Here is a 19,338-nt window from a genome sequence, read left to right on the forward strand (position 1 = left end):
ATTCTAAGAGATCGCTTAGGAATTTAGATTTTATGGGCTCTAAAAAGTAATGACTTGCTTATTCTAATTAAAATTATAGCAAATGGATATCGTAGTTGGCATTGATATAGGAGGAACCAAAACCAAGATTGGGCTGGTTACCAAAGAGGGCGAATGCCTGGAAAAGACCTTTTTCAGAACCAGGGAGTACCCTGATATTGACGATTTCGTGGATAAGATATACAGCGTCATAAAGGAACTTTTAGAAAAGAACCCCAATGAATTTGAGGTCCTGGGGGTAGGAATAGGCGCACCCAACGCATCCAGTAAGAATGGAACCATAGAACATGCCTCTAACCTTATTTGGAAAGGAACCGTACCCATACTTCAGAAGTTAAAGAGCCGAATTTCTGTGCCTATGAAGATCATGAATGATGCCAGCGCAGCCGCATTGGGAGAAATGTTATTTGGTAATGCCAAGGGGATGAGTGACTTTATAGTAGTTACTCTCGGTACAGGTTTTGGTGCAGGGATCGTTGCTAACGGAAATCTTATAGACGGTTATGACGGTTTCGCTGGGGAATTAGGGCATGTGGATATGACCCTGGGCGACGGAAGGTTAACCGGACTGGGCGTTAGAGGCGGCCTGGAAGCTTATGTTTCGGCTACCGGCCTGAAGAGAACTATCCTCTATATGATGAGCAAGTATATGGACGAAAGCAGGTTTCGCTCAATAGCTTACTGCGACCTTCACGGGGAAGATATTACACAAGCGGCCGAAGAAGGCGATCCAATAGCTATAAAAGCCTTTGACTATACCGCAGATATATTGGGGCGGGCCCTTGCTAATTTCACGGCATTTTCCCAACCCGAGGCTTTTTTCCTGCTTGGTGGTTTGATGGGAAGTGGGAAATGGATAACCGAACCACTAAAAAAATATTTTAATGACTATCTCCTGGAAGTCTATAAAGGTAAAGTGAAACTTATGTATTCGGGAATGAAAGGGAAGACAGCGGCTATTTGTGGTGCCGCAGCCTTAATTTGGGAGGATCACCTTTAGAATATTCATCTCTATTTCTAAGATGGCCTTTGACGATCGAACTTACCCACCACAATGGCGGTAATAATCACTAAATAAAACTGACCCAATAAGCCAATCAATACCGAGGCACTTTTAGATAGGTCTGAAATAGGTACAATTTCGCCATATCCTATGGTAAGCAGTGATATGTAACTAAAGTAAAGTACATCTGTTCTATCTTGCGTTGAAACCGCCCCATCAGTTATTCCTTTAAATGACCCGGGGTCTATAAACTCAATGGACATGAAAAGAAAGTATCCCAGCAATCCTAAACATATATAACCACTCATCACACCTAATATAACTATGTGGTCTACATCGTTGCTTTGCCAGACCTGCGATATAATCTCTTTAGTGACCAATGTGAAAAACAGAAAGAGTATACCAAATCGTATATAGTCACTGGTTTGAAATGTTGTAAATTCCAAAGCCTCAGTCAGATGAGTTAGCAGAAGTACCACTAACAATCCAATAAAAATGCGCCTTTTTCCAATGCTTCGAGAAACTAATAAGATCCCGGTAAGGACATTAAGTACAAAAAATAGAGGTGTGATATAATCTTCATAAATTTTCTCGGGAAAAACAAGATTACCGAAAAGAATCGCTGCCAGGGTAATTAAAAATAATACAAATCTTTTTTGATATAATTGATCCAGCCAATTCACACTCCCGGGAATTTCTAATTAAACAAAAATCCTCTATAAATTACTTAAAATAGTAAGTCAAGGCTAAGGTACAAAAAGTCAGGTTATGGTTATTCCTAACTAAAGAACTATCATAATCCGCACCCCTCATCTTTTCTTCATTTAGCCTTCACTCATGTATCAATAACAGTATCCTGTCCAGGACTTTTTATAGTGTTCTGTTCTGCATCGGTCGTGACAATCAGTTCTCTGGTATTATTGATCATACAATTCAATTCATTCAGAACGATGGTGGTGATCATTAAAAGAGGTGTTAAAGAAGTTCTAAATATTGCAACGTCACTTGTAATATCTCTATATTTGAGCACCATCTTATAAAAAAAACATGCGTTATTTTCTGGTTCTCTGTATAGGGTTAATTTTTGGTCTTCAAACTGCTTTAACCCAAGTACCAAAAAAAAACACTTCTTCAGATATTTATCATTCCTTGCAAAAATTGAACTTTTTAGGTTCAGCCCTATATATTGCAGCACATCCTGATGATGAAAATACAAGACTAATTTCATACCTCTCCAACGAAGTTAAAGCACGTACCGGATATTTATCCATTACTAGAGGTGATGGAGGCCAAAACCTTATAGGATCAGAACTTAGAGAATTATTAGGTGTCTTAAGAACGCAAGAGTTGTTGGCGGCTAGAGGAGTTGACGGTGGGGAACAATTTTTCACGAGGGCAAATGATTTCGGGTATTCCAAACATCCAAATGAAACATTGAAAATATGGGATAAAGAAGTGGTTCTTGGAGATGTTGTTTGGGTGCTAAGGAATTTCAAGCCTGACGTAATTGTGAATCGTTTTGATCATAGAACGCCGGGTTCAACTCATGGGCATCACACTTCTTCTGCTATCCTTAGTGTTGAAGCTTTTGATCTTGTCAATAATAAAAATGCTTATCCTGAACAATTGGATAAAGTGGATCCATGGCAACCCAAAAGGCTTTTCTTTAATACTTCCTGGTGGTTCTATGGGAGTCCGGAAAATTTTGAAAAGGCCGATAAATCTAAATTGATGAATCTTGATGTTGGCGTCTATTATCCTTTAAAAGGTTTATCAAACAACGAGATTGCCTCAATTGCCAGCAGTCAGCATTTGTGTCAGGGTTTTGGAAGGTTATCTGTCAGAGGCAGTCAGGATGAATATATAGAGCTGTTGGCGGGGGATCTTCCGAAGGACAAGACCAATGTCTTTGAAGGGATTGATACAAGCTGGTCCAGAATAAATGGTGGTGAAGCAATCGGGAAGTTGTTATATGACATAGAAAATAATTTTGATTTTGTAAATCCATCTAAACACCTTCCGGAATTATTGCAGGCACATAAATTATTGGTTGATATAGACGACGACCATTGGAAACATATCAAGTTAAAAGAATTGCAGAATATTATCATTGCCGTTTGCGGGCTTTATCTTGAGGCATCGGCTGAATTACCTAACTCCTATCCCGGCAATACCGTAAAAATTAATATTGAGGTATTAAACAGAAGTAATACTTCAGTTAGCTTGAATTCAGTTTCTCTGGGTTCCAAAAGATATGCTCAGGATAGAACCCTGTTGGCTAATAATCAGAAAAAGAAGCTGGTACTTGATCTGAAAATTCCAAACAATCAGTCTTATACGAGCCCTTATTGGTTAGCCGAGACGGGAAGTCTTGGAATGTACGAAGTGAATAAACAGGAGTTAATTGGAAGCCCCGAGACAGAACCTCCATTTACTGCCAAATTTGAATTAGACTTTAACGGCTACCTACTAACCCTGGAAAAGCCAATTATTCATAGATCTTCCAGACCTGATAAAGGTGAATTGTACCAGCCTTTTGAGATTATCCCCGAAGTCACCGCCCGGTTTGGCGATAGGGTTTTAATTTTTGCTGATGGAAAATCTAAAAAAGTTCCGGTAACAATTTCAGCTCATAAAAACGATATAAAAGGAAATGTTGAGCTCTGCCATGGTGAGGGTTGGGAGGTAGATCAGGAAATTAAAGAGTTTGAAATTGCTAATAAAGGAGATGAAATAACCCTTGAATTTACGCTTACCCCTCCTTCAGGCGAAAATGCCAGTTATATAACCCCCTTAATTCGAATTAACGGGAAAGAACTGGATAAAGAATTAATCGAGATTGCCTATGACCATATTCCTACCCAAACGGTTTTACTTCCTTCGGAGGCGAAAGTTGTGCGTTTAGACATAGAAAAAGTAGGAGATCATATTGGTTATATAATGGGTGCCGGAGATGATATCCCCGAAAGCCTGGAGCAAATAGGATATACCGTACATCTGATTGATCCCAAAGAAATAGAAGCCGGCAGTCTCGATAAATATGATGCTGTTGTCACCGGAATTAGGGCCTATAATGTGATTGAAGAACTTAAGTTTAAACAACGCTACTTACTAGAATATGCCAAACAAGGTGGCAACCTGATCATACAATATAACACTGCGGGCCGCAGGGACAAATCATTTAACGATCTGGCCCCCTACCCCCTTAAATTATCGAGAGACCGGATTACCAATGAGGACTCTGACGTAAAGATTATTGCAAGTGATCATGCTGTTATAAATTTTCCAAATACAATTACAAATTCCGATTTTAAAGGCTGGGTTCAGGAAAGAGGGCTTTATTTTCCGGGTGAGTGGGATCCGAAATTTACCCCCATCCTTCAAATGAACGACGAAGGAGAATCACCAACGGATGGAGCACTTTTGGTAACACCCTATGGCAAAGGAAATTATATCTATACCGGGATTAGTTTTTTCAGGGAACTACCTGCCGGGGTTCCGGGGGCCTATAAACTATTTGCAAATATTTTATCTTTAGGCAAAGAACAAATGGATAACAGTACAGATATCAAAGGTAAATGATACCGGAAAAACTTAACTGGAAGAAAGAGTATACATTAGTATTGGTTCTCAATACTATTTACATTCTTATTTTCTATTTTATAATGATCATATACAGTTAAAATGGGGAACCTGGATTGGGTTATACTTGGGGGAACCCTATTGTTTATTGTGGTTTATGGGGTCTGGAAAACCAAAGAGAACAAAAATGTAACTGATTATGTCCTTGGAGGAAATAAGGCTAAATGGTGGACGATTGGCCTTTCTGTAATGGCTACGCAAGCAAGTGCGATTACGTTTCTATCTACCCCCGGACAGGCTTTTCACGATGGAATGGGATTTGTACAATTCTACTTTGGCCTTCCATTGGCCATGATAATTATATGTATTGTATTTATTCCTCTATATCATAAACTTAAGGTATATACTGCCTACGAATTTCTGGAAAGAAGATTCGACCTCAAAACCCGAACTTTGGCGGCAATTCTATTCCTGATACAACGGGGACTGGCAGCCGGAATTACCATCTTTGCACCTTCTATTATCCTGTCGGCAGTCTTAGGCTGGGATTTAAAAACCCTCAATATTATTATAGGCTCCCTGGTAATTATTTATACCGTCTCAGGTGGTACAAACGCCGTAAGTGTTACCCAAAAGCAGCAAATGTTTGTGATCATGACCGGAATGTTTATTGCTTTCTTTTTTATTCTGGGTTTTTTGCCTGCAGACATTACATTTACCAAAGCCCTCAAAATAGCAGGTGCGAGTGACAAATTAAATATTTTAGACTTCAGTATTGATCCACGCAGCAGATATACATTCTGGAGTGGAATAACCGGAGGCATGTTTCTTGCCCTGGCGTACTTTGGTACAGATCAGAGTCAGGTCCAGCGCTATCTTTCAGGCAAATCCATCCGTGAAAGCCAACTAGGTCTCATCTTCAATGGCATCTTTAAGGTTCCAATGCAATTTTTTATCCTTCTTGTTGGTGTTATGGTTTTTGTATTCTACCAATACAATCCATCTCCTTTAAATTTTAATCCCGCTGCGACTAACGCAATAATGCAAACTTCCTACGCAGATGATTACAAAGCATTAGAAGAAAGTCATAAAAATTTAGAAATTGAAAAAAAGATAGCTCAGGAACAGTTTTCTGTTGCTTTGGATTCAAATGATCCGGTTGCTACCGATGAAGCCAAAAAAGAGATGCGCCTTATTATTGATATGGAAAAAAACAACCGAGAAGCGGCCAAGGCTATGATACAAAAGGCTGATGATGTTGTTGAAACCAATGATAAGGATTATGTATTTATTCATTTTATCCTTAATTATCTTCCAAAAGGTTTAGTAGGATTATTACTGGCTGTGATTCTGTCTGCAGCCATGTCCTCGACAGCCTCAGAATTAAACGCCCTTGGCACCATTACTGCCCTGGATCTTTATAAGAGGAATAAAAAAGAGGAATTTGCTCCTGAGCACTATGTGAAAGTTTCCAAATTTTTTACACTGGTTTGGGGAATCATAGCTATTGTAATCGCATGTGTGGCTAACCTTTTTGACAATCTAATTCAACTTGTAAATATAATTGGCTCCATTTTTTATGGTAATATTTTGGGCATGTTCTTACTGGCCTTCTTTTTGCGTTTTGTAAAAGGAAATGCTGTTTTTATCGCGGCTATTATCACCCAGGTTGTGGTAATACTCGTTTGGTATCTGGATTGGATGGGGTATTTGTGGTTAAATGCATTCGGTTGCCTATTTGTTATTGTGTTGGCCGTCTTGTTCGAATCATTTGACAGGCTACATAAGAACCCCCCAATTAAGACTTAATAAATTCTTAAAGCAGTGGATACAATGAATTAATACTAATTGTTCCCGCATAAAACATAAAACCCGGCCAGTACTGGCCGGGTTTTCAGATTAATATAATCTGGGATATTATAAAGCACCCCACTCTTTAAGCGAGTCTTTGTTCATTTTTACATAATCCGCATTACCTGCTGCCTCCGCCGCAGCCATAGATTTCTTGGCTGCTTCGATCGCACCTTTGGTGTCGCCCATTTGGGCATAAATAAGAGATTGTCTTCTCATCATCCAAAATGCCTTGTCGTTCATTGATACCGCTTTATCAATCCATTCCTTAGCTTTGGACAGGTCTTTTCCTTCTTCATGGTAATAAGAAGCCGCCGCAAAATAATCATTGGCTGAAGGTCCATTCATAACACTTTCAATACTCTTTACGGCCTTTTCCGAAGTAGGTACTTCAAAAGGCACACCAATATAGACGTTTGCCCAAAGAATGCCGAGGGTAGCTCCATCGTTATGTAATTGATCAATACTCATAGTAAAAGACTCTACATCCATCGGCATAGTATATACCTCAATATTTGTCTTTGCCGCTACTTTTGAATCATCCCAATCTTGAGGAGTTCCCCAGTTGTTGGTATCAGAATAGAAAATTACTTCCCAGGAAGTTTGTCCGGGTTTTGTGAATACTGCATAAGAACCTGCTTTGAGTACCTGACCGGCAATAGTGATGTCATCACTAAAAGTTACCATGGAATTTTTGTTCGCCCCGGTTCTCCATAATTTATCATATGGAACGAGATCCCCAAAAATAGTTCTTCCGCGCATGGAGGGTCGTGAATACTCAACAGTTACATCTGTTAATCCAACCGTTTGCATAATTTTTGCAGCCGGGCTGGGTGCGGGTGTCGATATCTGCCCGTTCATGGAAATAGATCCCAGTACGACACAGATTAATAAGGTAAGTCTTTTCATAATTGCTTAAGTTTTTAGTTGTAACAAAACTAAAACTTATGCTGTATCCACCTTGTTAACAAATCCTTAAATAATAGCTTGCAAGATAGCTAGTCCAATATAAATGGTTTGGCTATTGTGGACCCTTGAAGATAAAAAGTTAGGTAATATACATTACTATCCAAACCCGCCAGATCTATAGTGTTATTTTCAATACGTTCACCATGCGTATGTCTTACGCGCTTACCGGTTATGTCAAAAATAGCTCTGCCAAAAATTGGTGCATCTGAATTAAGATCGTATTGCAGTTGGTAAGAACCAAACTGTTTGTAAATAATCAATTCGTCCTTCTTTTTTTCCGGGTTGATCGTATCAATAGGTGCAGGATCCTCTTCAGTGTTTTCTCTGCCAAAAGGTTCATCGCTTGTTTTGAAAGTAAATATTTCAGCATTCAGGGTTATGGGGGGATTAGGAAATTGAAATCGCTCTGACGAAATAAAATACGTATTTGCATCTGAAAAAGTAATTCCTTCTACCTGTGAAAAAGCTATTCCCAAACTTGACTTTGTTTCGGTACCATTAAATGTAAAATCTGAAGAAAGCTCATCTATGCGAAGGATAAAAGGCTGTAATTGAGAGGAATACCCCAAAAGCATAAGGACATTTGAAAATTTATTATGCACTGCACCGGAAATCAGGCCATTCACATCATAAAATCCCAGATTTTTTGCGGTATACTCTCCCGGCGTTTTGGGAATAGCATATGCAACGGTTCCATTTGTTACCCATTGTTTTGTAAAAATGAGTAGCTGATCCCCAAAGTCAACCAATGCTTCCGCATCCCAGTCAGAATTCTGAGTGCCTGAAAAATCCGTTTGATCTTCATATGAAAAGTCTATTCTTTCGGCACTTAATACATTTGAAACATCGTAGTCAGATTTTGAGATTCTGTAAATGGAAAGATCTTCTCTATTACCGGTATTATTACCAAAATCTCCAATATAAATATAGTCATCGTCTTGTGCCAAATCTTCCCAATCTGTATTGATGGCATCGGTAACATCAATAATTCTCAATATCTGTAAGTTTAAAGGATCTATTTCATACAATTTTGTAGAATTTCCGGAATCATTATGAGTTATGAGTTTGCCATTATAAAAAATAAGACCGGAAGATTCCAGCACCTCATCGGGCAATGTCCCTATAAGTTCAGAGGTAAGCTGGGCATTTATAAAACCCACCTGTATAATAAAAATTAAAAAAACTAACCTGGATATCATTACAGTTATAATTGCAGGAATTTACAAAAATCCCGAATTACATCCCATAATACTCGATTAATTGGTTCTGAGCCCCAGTGTATGACAGGATAAAACAAAAACTAAAACACGTTAAAAAAAGATATTTTTACTATTTGTTTAACATATTTTATTTTTTATTAAACAATATTGCTGCTAGCTTTGTAGAAAACAAATTAATGAAACTATTTCAACTCCGTTCCAGACAATTTTTACCTGTAACAAAAGACGAAGCGTGGGCCTTTTTATCAAACCCGGAGAACCTCAAAGTGATTACTCCTGACCATATGGGTTTCCATATATTGAATGGAGCCGAAAAAGAGATGTTTCCCGGCCAAATCATACAATATACAGTCTCCCCCTTTGCCGGAATAACAACCAAATGGGTTACCGAAATTACCCATGTAAAACAAGGTGAATATTTTGTTGATGAACAACGTTTTGGCCCTTATGCCCTATGGCACCATAAACATTTTATAAGACCTATTAAGGGAGGGGTTGAAATGGAGGATGTTATTGACTATAAGTTGCCTTTTGGTATTTTGGGTCAGTTATTTCATCCTATCCTGGTCAAAAAACAACTGGAAAAGATCTTCGCCTACCGGGAAGAAAAACTTGAAGAAATTTTTGGAAAAATGAATGGCCTCCAAAATGAAATGAATATAAAGTCTATTTAAAAATGAAGAAAAACATTTTATTAATCGGTGGATCTTATGGTATTGGTTTGGCTATCGTCAAACAGCTACAAGAAAGTTATAATCTCTATGTCGCTTCCAGAAGCGGTGAAGGTTTAATTGGTACGAAGGCAAAACACATTCCATTTGACGCTTTATCAGATACTTTGGATACCTCACAATTGCCAACAGAACTTCATGGATTCGTCTATTGTCCGGGAAGTATAAATTTAAGGCCTTTCAAAATGTTGTCAATGGAGACCTTCGAAGAAGATATGCAACTCAATTTTTTTAGTATGGCGAGGGTAGTAAAAGATATCATGAACAGGATGGGAGAAAATTCAAGTATGGTTTTTTTCAGCACGGTAGCTGTTGGTACTGGAATGCCATTTCATACAAGTGTATCCGCAGCCAAAGGGGCTGTAGAAGGTTTCGTGAAATCCCTTGCGGCCGAATACGCACCTAAAATCAGGGTAAATGTCATTGCACCATCCCTTGTTGATACCCCTCTGGCAGGTCGTTTACTAAATAACGATAGAAAAAAGGAGAGTATGGCAGAACGACATCCGCTCAAACGAGTCGGAAATGCCGAGGATATCGCCAATATCGCAGTTTTTCTCCTTGGAGAGGGAAGTGGTTGGATAACCGGACAGGTTATTGGTGTAGACGGAGGTTTGTCTACCCTCAACATCAGCTAAATGAATAAAAAAGTCAGTATTTTTTGGTTCCGAAGAGATCTAAGGCTGCAGGACAATGCCGGACTCTACCACGCACTTAAAACAGATCATCCTGTATTACCCATTTTTATTTTTGATACAGAAATTTTACAATCTCTACCAAAAAACGATGCCCGCGTGTCATTTATTTACGAATCCTTGCAGGCATTGCAAAATAATCTGGAAGAAAATTACGGAAGTTCTATAGCTATTTATCACGGTAAGCCACTGGATACTTTTAGATCCCTTCTAAATCAATTTGATATACAAGCTGTTTACTGCAATACAGATTATGAGCCCTATGCCCAAACAAGAGATGATGAAATCAGGGATGAATTGAATTTAAGAAATATAGAATTCAAATCTTTTAAAGATCAGGTGATCTTTGAAAAGAATGAAATTGTTAAAGACGATGGCACACCGTACGTAGTGTATACACCTTATATGCGGAAGTGGAAACAAAAATTTCATAGTGATCAGCCAGTCATGGAATATGACTCAACGTCCTATTTAAACCAATGCATTAAGCAGACTAACTGGCCTGACGTATCTTTAAAAGATATGGGGTTTATCAGATCGGATATTGTGGTGCCGGCACCTGAAGTTTCCCCTTCTTTGCTGAATTCATATGAGAAAACCAGAAACTTTCCGGCTATAGATCAAGGAACTTCGAAATTGGGCCCTCATTTAAGATTTGGAACCGTTTCTATTCGACAGATAGTACGCAAATCGCTTAATGCTGAGAATGAAACTTTTTTAAATGAACTGATTTGGCGAGAATTCTTCATGCAAATCCTATGGCACTTTCCGCATACGGTACATAAAGCTTTTAAACCAAAATACGACAGGATTCCATGGCGAAACAACGAAAAGGAATTTGAAAAATGGAAAAATGGGGAGACCGGATACCCCTTGGTTGATGCCGGTATGCGGGAATTGAATGCTACAGGTTTTATGCATAACCGGGTGCGAATGCTGGTAGCAAGTTTCCTTTGTAAACACCTTTTAATAGATTGGCGATGGGGAGAGGCCTATTTTGCTTTAAAATTATTGGATTTCGAACTTAGCAGTAATATTGGTAATTGGCAATGGGCAGCAGGGAGTGGCGTAGATGCTGCACCTTATTTCAGGATCTTTAACCCCATAACCCAGGTAGCTAAGTTTGACAAACAAAAAGATTATATTAACAAATGGGTTCCGGAGCTTCAGGAATTAAGTTATCCTCCTATGATGGTAGATCATAAATCGGCTCGGGAACGCTGTCTCAAAGTCTATAAAGAGGCCCTAAACTAATTCTTAATAATCATCCCTTCGATAATGTTTTATATTTTGGTAATGTAGAATACAATACACAGTAAAAAGATGTATTTTTAGTGAATTGATTACCAACACTTATAACATTTAAAATATATGAGAATATTATTCTTTGGAACATTACTTGTTTTGAGCTCTCTTGTATCGGCTCAAAAAATAAGTAAAAACAAAACGGCGATTATCCAATCAATTGAAAAACACAATGCAGAACTAATAGCAATAAGTGATTCTGTATGGGCTCTTGCAGAAACAGCCTTCAATGAAAATAGGTCTTCAGCAATATTAGCCCGCTATGCAGAAAAAAATGGTTTTCAGGTTGAACGCGGGGTTTCCGGAATGCCAACTGCTTTTATTGCAACTTATGGATCGGGAAAACCTGTAATAAGTATCTTAGGGGAATTTGATGCCCTGCCAGGAATTTCTCAAAAAGCTCAACCCACAAAGGAAGCCTTGAATGAAGGAGCTGCCGGACATGGCTGCGGTCATAATCTTTTTGGAACAGCCAGTCTTGGAGCTGCGGTGGCAGTTAAAGAGCTGATTGAACAGGGCAAAATAAAAGGCACTATTAAATTTTTTGGTACCCCGGCTGAGGAAAAGTTTTTTGGGAAGGTATGGATGGTGCGTGATGGCTTATGGAATGATATAGATGTAAACCTAAGCTGGCATCCTGCTGACAATACGGAAGCCGATGCCCAAAGTACACTTGCCCTTGTCGATTTTAAAGTTGAATTTTTTGGTCAGGCTGCGCATGCCTCTGCTGATCCATGGAATGGCAGAAGTGCATCTGATGCACTGGAATTATATACAACAGGAATAAATTACTACAGAGAGCACATTAAACCTACGGTCCGTATCCATTACCATATCCAGGATGGCGGACAAGTAGTAAATGTGGTGCCCGATTATTCCAAACTTTGGGTTCGTGTGAGGGACACTAAACGAAGTGGGGTTATGCCAGTATACGAAAGAGTTCAGAAGATGGCTGAAGGTGCAGCAATATTGGCTAATGTGGATTATAAAATCTCGCTTATTTCGGGAATTTACGAAGTATTGGTAAACAGATCAGGTGAAGAGATCATGCAAAAGAATTTAGAATATTTAGGTAATATCACCTATACTGAAGAGGAACAAGCCTTCGGTAAGAAAATTCAGGAGATTACACAAAAACCTCAAATAGGGATGGATTCCAAAATAAGTCCATTGAAAGAAACCAAAGAACATCCCGGGGGAGGATCAACTGATGTAGGGGACGTAAGTTGGAATGTTCCGAATATAAATTTAAGTGTTACCGTAGCACCAAAAGATACCCCCTGGCATTCCTGGGCCGTTGTGGCTTGCGGCGGTATGAGTATTGGTCATAAAGGAATGACCTATGCGGCCAAAGCACTCGGAATGACGGCTACAGATCTTTTCGAAGATCCGAAGTTGATCGAAAAAGTGAAAGCAGAATACAAAGAACGGAAGGGTGAAGAAGTCTATGAGGCCAATATACCTCCGGGACCGCCACCAGTTGGTGATAACAAATAAACCTATAACGTATGTCAGAAAGAGAAATAATAAAAGAATATTCTAATGGTGACCTCACCGTAGTTTGGAAGCCAAAGAAGTGCATACATTCGGCAATATGTGTAAATACATTGCCGAAAGTTTATGATCCTAACAAGAAACCGTGGATAGAACCAAAAAATGCCTCTATCAATGAACTAAAATCGCAAATAGATAAGTGTCCTTCTGGGGCACTAACGTATTATTTAAAAGGAGAAACAGAAAATTTAGTAGATATGTCAGATAAAACAAGTGTAGAAGTAATGGCTAATGGACCACTTTTGGTTCATGGAGCTTTAGAAGTAAAGGATGCCAGTGGTAAGTCAGAAAATAAAAGCGGGGTAACGGCCTTATGCCGATGCGGTGCATCGGACAAGAAGCCTTATTGTGATGGAGCACATAAGAAAATAAACTTCGTAGGTTAAAATAATTGTTACACAATTATAATGGAGGTATATGGAATTGAAAGTCATATTATTAACTAATTCTGATTATTATGAGTTCAATTTTTAATAAAATCCTTGTAATTCTGTTTGTTATGGGTCCGGCACAAAATTTTGGACAGTCTTCTCAACTTACCTCAAGGCTGGAAGTTTATTCCATAGAAAGCAATGATAGGGAGGTAATTTATGAAGAAAAGGGTCATTTTGAGGCCCCAAATTGGAGCCTGGATGGTTCTTATTTAATAATTAACCAGGATGGTCTTTTATTTAAAATAAAGGCTGATGGAAGTACTAAAAGCCAGCTAAAAACAGGTGAGGCCGTTAGATGCAACAACGATCATGGAATTTCTCCCGACGGCAAGCTCCTGGCTATTAGCAACAATGATCCCATAACAGATGCTCCATACGGAAGTTCAAGGATATATACCGTCCCAATTGAAGGAGGAAAGCCAAAACTTGTGACATCCGAATATCCTTCATATTGGCATGGTTGGGCACCGGAGAGTAATGCGGTAGTATATACGGCACGTAGAAATGATAATTTTGACATCTATCGAATTTCTATTGACGGAGGCAAAGAGGAACGCCTGACCACTAGTCCTGGTTTGGATGACGGTCCGGAATACTCCCCGGATGGCAGATACATTTATTACAATTCAATGAAGTCGGGCAAAATGGAGATTTGGCGAATGAAGTCAGATGGTAGTGAAAAAGAGCAATTGACCAATGACAGGTACTCAAATTGGTTTGCCCACCCTTCACCCGATGGTAACTATTTTGTTTTCATATCCTATCACGAGGATCAGGGGGACCAACATCCTGCCATGAAGGCTGTTTCCCTGCGTCTTTATGATTTAAAAACTAAAGAAATTAAGAGTCTATGTATGTTTATTGGTGGACAGGGTACTATTAATGTCCCTTCATGGTCACCAGATAGCAAACATTTTGCTTTTGTATCTTATGACAACGAATAGAATTTACATATTGCCACACATAAAAACCTTAAATATTTTCCCATGAAAAAACTGATTTTCTTTTGTTATATAGGCTTTATTTCCTGCTCATTTTCCCAGGATTTTGATTTTCGTTACGACCACTACTCCTTTGTCGTTACGGATCTCAAAAAAACCGGTGATTTCTATGCTGACATCCTTAAATTAAAAGAAATTCCACATCCTTCAGCATCTAAGGGGTTCCGATGGTTCAGTATTCATGGTAATTCCCAACTTCATTTAATTGGTAAGGATTCCGTAATTCGACAAAATAATAAGAGTGTTCATCTGTGCCTCGCTACTCAAAATTTGGATGGCCTCATCTCGTATCTGGAAGAAAAAAATATTCCCTACTGGGATTGGCCTGGAAAGAAGAATGCTGTTACGGATCGGGCAGACGGAGTACGGCAGATTTATATCAAAGATCCGGAAGATAATTGGGTTGAAATTAATACCGCAACCCATGAATAAATAACAATCCATTTTTCACGATTTAATTCATCAGCTTTACTGAGAAACACATTAACACCTAAATTTGATTCTATGAGTAATCCCGTTCAGCGAGTTTTCCCTTTAGGTTTTCCATGGGAAACACAGGATCCATTTTTATTCTGTGTTTATCACTTAGATCATTATCCGAAGGGTAATAATGCTATGGAACCGGCCGTATCTTTAGAAGGAAGAAACCTTGGTAACGACTTTATTATTAAGGATGGTTGGAGAATGTACCACGGTCAAACAATACCAGGATTTCCTTATCATCCACACAGGGGATTTGAAACGGTTACTATCGTAAATAAAGGATTTTGTGATCATTCGGATTCTTTAGGCGCTGCTGGCAGATTTGGGCAAGGCGATGTACAATGGATGACCGCTGGCCGAGGTGTGCAACATTCTGAAATGTTCCCATTGCTGAATACAGATAAGGATAATCCTTTGGAATTATTTCAAATATGGATCAATTTACCAAAGGCTGACAAATTTGTCGACCCCCATTTTAAGATGTTATGGCATGAAGATATCCCGATTGTTAAGGATAACAATACCACCATAAAAGTCATTGCAGGAAGCTATAATAACACCCATGCCCCTGATTCAACACCTAATTCATGGGCGGCTAATCCCGATAATGAAGTGGCTATTTGGAATATCCATATGGATGAGAATGAAACATTTCATTTACCCCCGGCTTCTGCAGAATTAAATCGTACCCTATATTATTATGAAGGTAGCGAGGTAAAAATTGGCGAAATGGTGGTCAAACCAGATCATGGTGTGCAACTAAGCTCAGATGAGGAAGTAGTTTTGATAAATGGCGATCAGAAATCACACTTTTTACTATTGCAGGGAAAACCTATAAATGAACCAGTTGCAAAATACGGACCATTTGTAATGAATACTCAGCAGGAAATTCAAAAGGCTATGGAGGAATACCGGCTTACCCAATTTGGTGGTTGGCCCTGGCCACATGCAGATAATGTGCACCCGAGAGAAAAAGGCCGGTTTGCGAAATATCCAGATGGGAAAGTTGTCGTAAAAGACTAATTGATTACTAATTTTACCAGCTTTTGTAACGCTTTGCCTTTACTTCTGAAATTGCCTTTACAACCCAATGGAATAACCGGGAGCAAGAATACCATCTGCTTCCTTAGGATGTCTTTTCAGATATGCCGCCACAAAAGGACATAAGGGCGCCATTTTAAAACCCTTTTCGTTAATATAATGAAGTGTTTTCGAGACAATTGTTGCTCCAAGGCCCCTTCCTTCCAAAGTTTTAGGAACTTCGGTATGCGTTAAGTAAATTATCGAATTCTTTGCCTGGATATATTCTATAAAAGCTATTTCACCTTCTATATGTAATTCGAATCGTTTCTTGGCAGCGGAATCATTGTTTATAAGTGGTAGTGATTGCCAATCTTGATTTTTCATTCAATTACTAAGTTTTAGCGACTTGTCCCCTATAAATGGGCAAATGTGCTGACAAAATGTTTTCGTTAAATCCTTTCAATTTTGGCACCAATAGCTCTAAGACGATTATCAATATCTTCATACCCCCGGTCTATCTGCTCTATATTATGTATGATTGATGTGCCCTTAGCTCCTAAAGCGGCAATTAAAAGAGAAACTCCTGCCCTGATATCAGGGGAAACCATTGTTGTAGCCTTTAAAGTTGATTTAAAGTCATGCCCGATTACAGTCGCTCTATGCGGATCACAAAGAATAATTTTAGCTCCCATATCTATCAATTTATCTACAAAGAACAGACGACTTTCAAACATTTTTTGATGGACGAGCACCTCACCCCTTGCCTGTGTGGAAATAACCAGAATAATACTTAGAAGATCCGGAGTAAGTCCCGGCCATGGAGCATCTGAGATAGTTAATATAGAACCATCAATATAGTTGTGAATTTTATAACCCTCTGTGTGTTCCGGAATGTAAATATCATCTCCTCTTCGTTCCAGGGAAATTCCAAGTTTTCTGAAAACTGTTGGAATCTGGCCCAGGTCGTCCCAGCTAACATTCTTAATAGTTAATTCACTTTTGGTCATCGCAGCCAATCCAATCCAACTACCAATTTCAATCATATCTGGTAGCATGGTATGCTCTGTTCCTTTTAACCCTGTAACACCATCTATAACTAACAAATTAGATCCTATCCCTGAGATCTTTGCCCCCATTCGGTTTAGCATCTTGCACAATTGCTGCAAATAAGGTTCGCAGGCCGCGTTATATATGGTAGTCTTACCTTCGGCCATAACTGCGGCCATTATAATGTTAGCAGTACCTGTGACAGAAGCCTCATCCAAAAGCATATAAGTGCCCTTTAATTTTTTAGCTTCAACCCCGTAAAAGTGTTCCTCTTTGTTATACCGGAAACTTGCCCCTAGTTTAATAAAACCCTCAAAATGGGTGTCAAGCCTGCGTCGACCAATTTTATCCCCTCCGGGTTTTGGAATGTATCCCATGCCATATCGGCCTAAAAGTGGCCCTACGAGCATAATGGAACCTCTTAATCCCCTTCCATCTGATTTAAATTGTTCAGATTGCAGATAAGATAAGTCAATTTCATCCGCTTTAAAGGCATAGGAACCTTTTCCTTTCTTCCTGATTTTTACACCTAAGTCTCTAAGTAATGAAATGAGTTTGTTTACGTCCAGGATATCCGGAATATTATGTATAATTACTTCTTCCGGAGTAAGTAATACTGCACAAAGTATTTGTAAAGCTTCATTTTTGGCGCCTTGAGGGGTAATTTCCCCATGAAGTTTGTGACCGCCCTCAATTTTGAATGTTCCCATCTAAGGAAGAAATATTTAATACCGTTTTTTACCTCTGTTCGAACTTCTCTGATGTTTTTTGCCCGTACCTGACCTATTGGATTTTGAGGTCCGACTTTTAAGAAACTGTCCGCTATCAGTAAGGTTGACACCATCAACCGCTAAGTCTATTTTGCCATCACTAAGTTCATAAAGATGTTTAAATATTGCTTTATCCTCAACAGTATCTTTGTTCCAATTGAGGTAACATTTTTTCATATGATTAGCTATGGCATATTCTAAGCCGGCACGCTTATCACCTTCATCCCAGCCAATAGCTACATCTATCATTCGTTTAATATTATTACCATAAAAGCGATACTTCGGATGATTTTGAGGGTATTCCAACGGATCAGGCCTTGCTTGAAGCATTTCCTTTGATGTAATAGGAAAAGGAGATTCGACATCCAATTTAAAATCGGACATAATAAACAATTGATCCCAAAGTTTATGCTGAAAATCAGGGACATCCCTCAAATGTGGTTGAAGATTTCCCATAACACTAATAATGGCTTTGGCCACTTTATTTCTTTCGGCATCATCTTTAATGGAAACGGCGTGATCCACCATTTTCTGAAAATGGCGTCCGTATTCTGGAATAATGAGCTTTTCGCGCTCAGTATTGTACTCTAAGTTTTCTACTGGATTCAAATTACTGTATAATTCTGATTAAATATTTGAAAGGAAGTATTTCTATAACGCCTGCAAATTAGGAAAATTATCCCAGTTATACCACTTTATAGCGATATTACACCTTCAATTAGGCCAACTTCTTTATATTTTTCAATAACCGCATCAGGATTTGCAAGATTCACCATAACGGAAAGACTTGTGTATTTCCCCTTGCTCGATTTTTTCGATTCTATAACAGCACCCGTATTATCAAATATTTGTTGAATTTGATTAATTTTCTTGAGATCGGTAGGAACAATAAACTTATAAAGATAATCCGCTGGCCAACTATTACTTTTGAGTAACTCTTCTTTGAGTCTCGAATAAAAATCATCAGATTTTTCGGTGTCCATTCTAAAATTTTTACAAATATAAAGCTTCGGAATCAATTTTTTATGCTTGGCAGCATTGATTACTTTTGTGAGTGTAAAACCCAGTTCTTGAAATCTAAAAAAGTAGTTATAACGGGAGGCCCGAGCACGGGTAAAACGGTCATCATTAAAGAACTCGAAACAATAGGCTATAATTGTTTTCATGAGATTATTCGCGACATGACCCTTGAAGCCAAAAAAAATGGTAACCCCGGGTCATTGGTTTCAAATCCGCTCGCCTTCGTGCCAGATCCATTTGCTTTCAACAAAAAGATTCTTAGCGAAAGGATGGCACAATACAATAAGTCTGTTAATATTAAGGAACCTATTATATTTTTTGATCGCGGTATTCCTGATGTATTGGCTTATATGGACTATTTCAATCAAAGTTATGATCAGGAATTTGAAGCGGTTTGTGAGGACAACAGGTATGATAAGGTTATTATTCTCCCTCCCTGGAAAGAAATATATGTTTCCGATAATGAAAGACTGGAGAGTTTTGAAGAAGCCATAGAAATATTTGACCACCTGAAGCAAACCTATGAGAGATATAATTATGATCCCATACTTGTTCCTAACGGCACGGTTGCCGAACGAATTTCTATTATCTTAAATGCGGTGAATGAATGA

General features: G+C 38.7%; 20 protein-coding genes. 12 read left to right on the forward strand and 8 right to left on the reverse strand.

The window, feature by feature from the left end:
• The first annotated feature begins 82 nt into the window (after nt 1-82).
• The gene (locus Q0X77_RS12915; RefSeq protein WP_297798009.1) at nt 83-1,039 is read left to right on the forward strand and encodes an ROK family protein; all 957 of its coding nucleotides are present in this window, start codon (nt 83-85) and stop codon (nt 1,037-1,039) included.
• Between the two features lie 17 nt (nt 1,040-1,056).
• Here the strand turns inward: Q0X77_RS12915 and Q0X77_RS12920 are convergent, their stop codons facing one another.
• Nucleotides 1,057-1,725: a potassium channel family protein gene (locus tag Q0X77_RS12920; protein WP_297798011.1), complete on the reverse strand. Its 669-nt coding sequence runs from the start codon at nt 1,723-1,725 to the stop codon at nt 1,057-1,059.
• A gap of 152 nt (nt 1,726-1,877) precedes the next feature.
• Nucleotides 1,878-2,006, reverse strand: a complete 129-nt coding sequence (locus Q0X77_RS12925) for a hypothetical protein (RefSeq protein ID WP_297798013.1) — start codon at nt 2,004-2,006, stop codon at nt 1,878-1,880.
• 83 nt (nt 2,007-2,089) lie between these two features.
• On the opposite strand from Q0X77_RS12925, the gene Q0X77_RS12930 reads away from it, so the two are divergent.
• Together Q0X77_RS12930 and Q0X77_RS12935 are read left to right on the forward strand one after the other, a co-directional pair.
• Nucleotides 2,090-4,624 carry a PIG-L family deacetylase gene (locus Q0X77_RS12930; RefSeq protein ID WP_297798015.1) on the forward strand — a complete coding sequence of 845 codons (2,535 nt, stop codon included), beginning with the start codon at nt 2,090-2,092 and terminating at the stop codon, nt 4,622-4,624.
• Between the two features lie 102 nt (nt 4,625-4,726).
• Entirely contained in the window at nt 4,727-6,433 is a 1,707-nt protein-coding gene (locus tag Q0X77_RS12935; protein WP_297798017.1) for a sodium:solute symporter, read from the forward strand.
• A gap of 108 nt (nt 6,434-6,541) precedes the next feature.
• Here Q0X77_RS12935 and Q0X77_RS12940 read toward each other — a convergent pair whose 3' ends face one another.
• Together Q0X77_RS12940 and Q0X77_RS12945 are read right to left on the reverse strand one after the other, a co-directional pair.
• The gene (locus Q0X77_RS12940) at nt 6,542-7,384 is read right to left on the reverse strand and encodes a DUF2911 domain-containing protein (protein ID WP_297798019.1); all 843 of its coding nucleotides are present in this window, start codon (nt 7,382-7,384) and stop codon (nt 6,542-6,544) included.
• An 89-nt stretch (nt 7,385-7,473) separates the two neighbouring features.
• Nucleotides 7,474-8,643: a T9SS C-terminal target domain-containing protein gene (locus Q0X77_RS12945; RefSeq protein WP_297798021.1), complete on the reverse strand. Its 1,170-nt coding sequence runs from the start codon at nt 8,641-8,643 to the stop codon at nt 7,474-7,476.
• Between the two features lie 197 nt (nt 8,644-8,840).
• Here Q0X77_RS12945 and Q0X77_RS12950 point away from each other — a divergent pair, with 197 nt between their 5' ends.
• The 8 genes from Q0X77_RS12950 to Q0X77_RS12985 all read left to right on the forward strand — a co-directional run bounded on the left by Q0X77_RS12950 (nt 8,841) and on the right by Q0X77_RS12985 (nt 15,890).
• The gene (locus Q0X77_RS12950; RefSeq protein ID WP_297798023.1) at nt 8,841-9,338 is read left to right on the forward strand and encodes an SRPBCC family protein; all 498 of its coding nucleotides are present in this window, start codon (nt 8,841-8,843) and stop codon (nt 9,336-9,338) included.
• Nucleotides 9,339-9,340: 2 nt separating this feature from the next.
• Nucleotides 9,341-10,033, forward strand: coding sequence for an SDR family oxidoreductase (locus Q0X77_RS12955; protein ID WP_297798025.1), 693 nt, complete (start codon nt 9,341-9,343; stop codon nt 10,031-10,033).
• Nucleotides 10,034-11,344, forward strand: a complete 1,311-nt coding sequence (locus Q0X77_RS12960; RefSeq protein ID WP_297798028.1) for a deoxyribodipyrimidine photo-lyase — start codon at nt 10,034-10,036, stop codon at nt 11,342-11,344.
• Nucleotides 11,345-11,461: 117 nt separating this feature from the next.
• Nucleotides 11,462-12,892, forward strand: a complete 1,431-nt coding sequence (locus Q0X77_RS12965; protein WP_297798030.1) for an amidohydrolase — start codon at nt 11,462-11,464, stop codon at nt 12,890-12,892.
• 11 nt (nt 12,893-12,903) lie between these two features.
• Complete coding sequence (locus Q0X77_RS12970) at nt 12,904-13,335, forward strand: (4Fe-4S)-binding protein (RefSeq protein ID WP_297798032.1); 432 nt, start codon at nt 12,904-12,906, stop codon at nt 13,333-13,335.
• 71 nt (nt 13,336-13,406) lie between these two features.
• Nucleotides 13,407-14,327: a DUF5050 domain-containing protein gene (locus Q0X77_RS12975; protein ID WP_297798034.1), complete on the forward strand. Its 921-nt coding sequence runs from the start codon at nt 13,407-13,409 to the stop codon at nt 14,325-14,327.
• A gap of 42 nt (nt 14,328-14,369) precedes the next feature.
• Nucleotides 14,370-14,816: a VOC family protein gene (locus Q0X77_RS12980; RefSeq protein WP_297798036.1), complete on the forward strand. Its 447-nt coding sequence runs from the start codon at nt 14,370-14,372 to the stop codon at nt 14,814-14,816.
• Between the two features lie 72 nt (nt 14,817-14,888).
• The gene (locus Q0X77_RS12985; protein WP_297798038.1) at nt 14,889-15,890 is read left to right on the forward strand and encodes a pirin family protein; all 1,002 of its coding nucleotides are present in this window, start codon (nt 14,889-14,891) and stop codon (nt 15,888-15,890) included.
• A 57-nt stretch (nt 15,891-15,947) separates the two neighbouring features.
• Here the strand turns inward: Q0X77_RS12985 and Q0X77_RS12990 are convergent, their stop codons facing one another.
• The 4 genes from Q0X77_RS12990 to Q0X77_RS13005 all read right to left on the reverse strand — a co-directional run bounded on the left by Q0X77_RS12990 (nt 15,948) and on the right by Q0X77_RS13005 (nt 18,690).
• Nucleotides 15,948-16,274, reverse strand: coding sequence for a GNAT family N-acetyltransferase (locus tag Q0X77_RS12990; protein WP_297798040.1), 327 nt, complete (start codon nt 16,272-16,274; stop codon nt 15,948-15,950).
• Nucleotides 16,275-16,339: 65 nt separating this feature from the next.
• The gene (gene murA, locus Q0X77_RS12995) at nt 16,340-17,647 is read right to left on the reverse strand and encodes a UDP-N-acetylglucosamine 1-carboxyvinyltransferase (RefSeq protein ID WP_297798042.1); all 1,308 of its coding nucleotides are present in this window, start codon (nt 17,645-17,647) and stop codon (nt 16,340-16,342) included.
• Nucleotides 17,648-17,662: 15 nt separating this feature from the next.
• The gene (locus tag Q0X77_RS13000; RefSeq protein WP_297798044.1) at nt 17,663-18,316 is read right to left on the reverse strand and encodes a DUF4290 domain-containing protein; all 654 of its coding nucleotides are present in this window, start codon (nt 18,314-18,316) and stop codon (nt 17,663-17,665) included.
• Between the two features lie 86 nt (nt 18,317-18,402).
• The gene (locus Q0X77_RS13005) at nt 18,403-18,690 is read right to left on the reverse strand and encodes a DUF493 family protein (RefSeq protein ID WP_297798046.1); all 288 of its coding nucleotides are present in this window, start codon (nt 18,688-18,690) and stop codon (nt 18,403-18,405) included.
• A gap of 87 nt (nt 18,691-18,777) precedes the next feature.
• Between Q0X77_RS13005 and Q0X77_RS13010 the strand changes: the two genes are divergently transcribed.
• Nucleotides 18,778-19,338, forward strand: a complete 561-nt coding sequence (locus Q0X77_RS13010; protein WP_297798048.1) for an ATP-binding protein — start codon at nt 18,778-18,780, stop codon at nt 19,336-19,338.

Source organism: uncultured Eudoraea sp., assembly GCF_947258925.1.
In the GTDB taxonomy this organism is placed as follows: domain Bacteria; phylum Bacteroidota; class Bacteroidia; order Flavobacteriales; family Flavobacteriaceae; genus Eudoraea.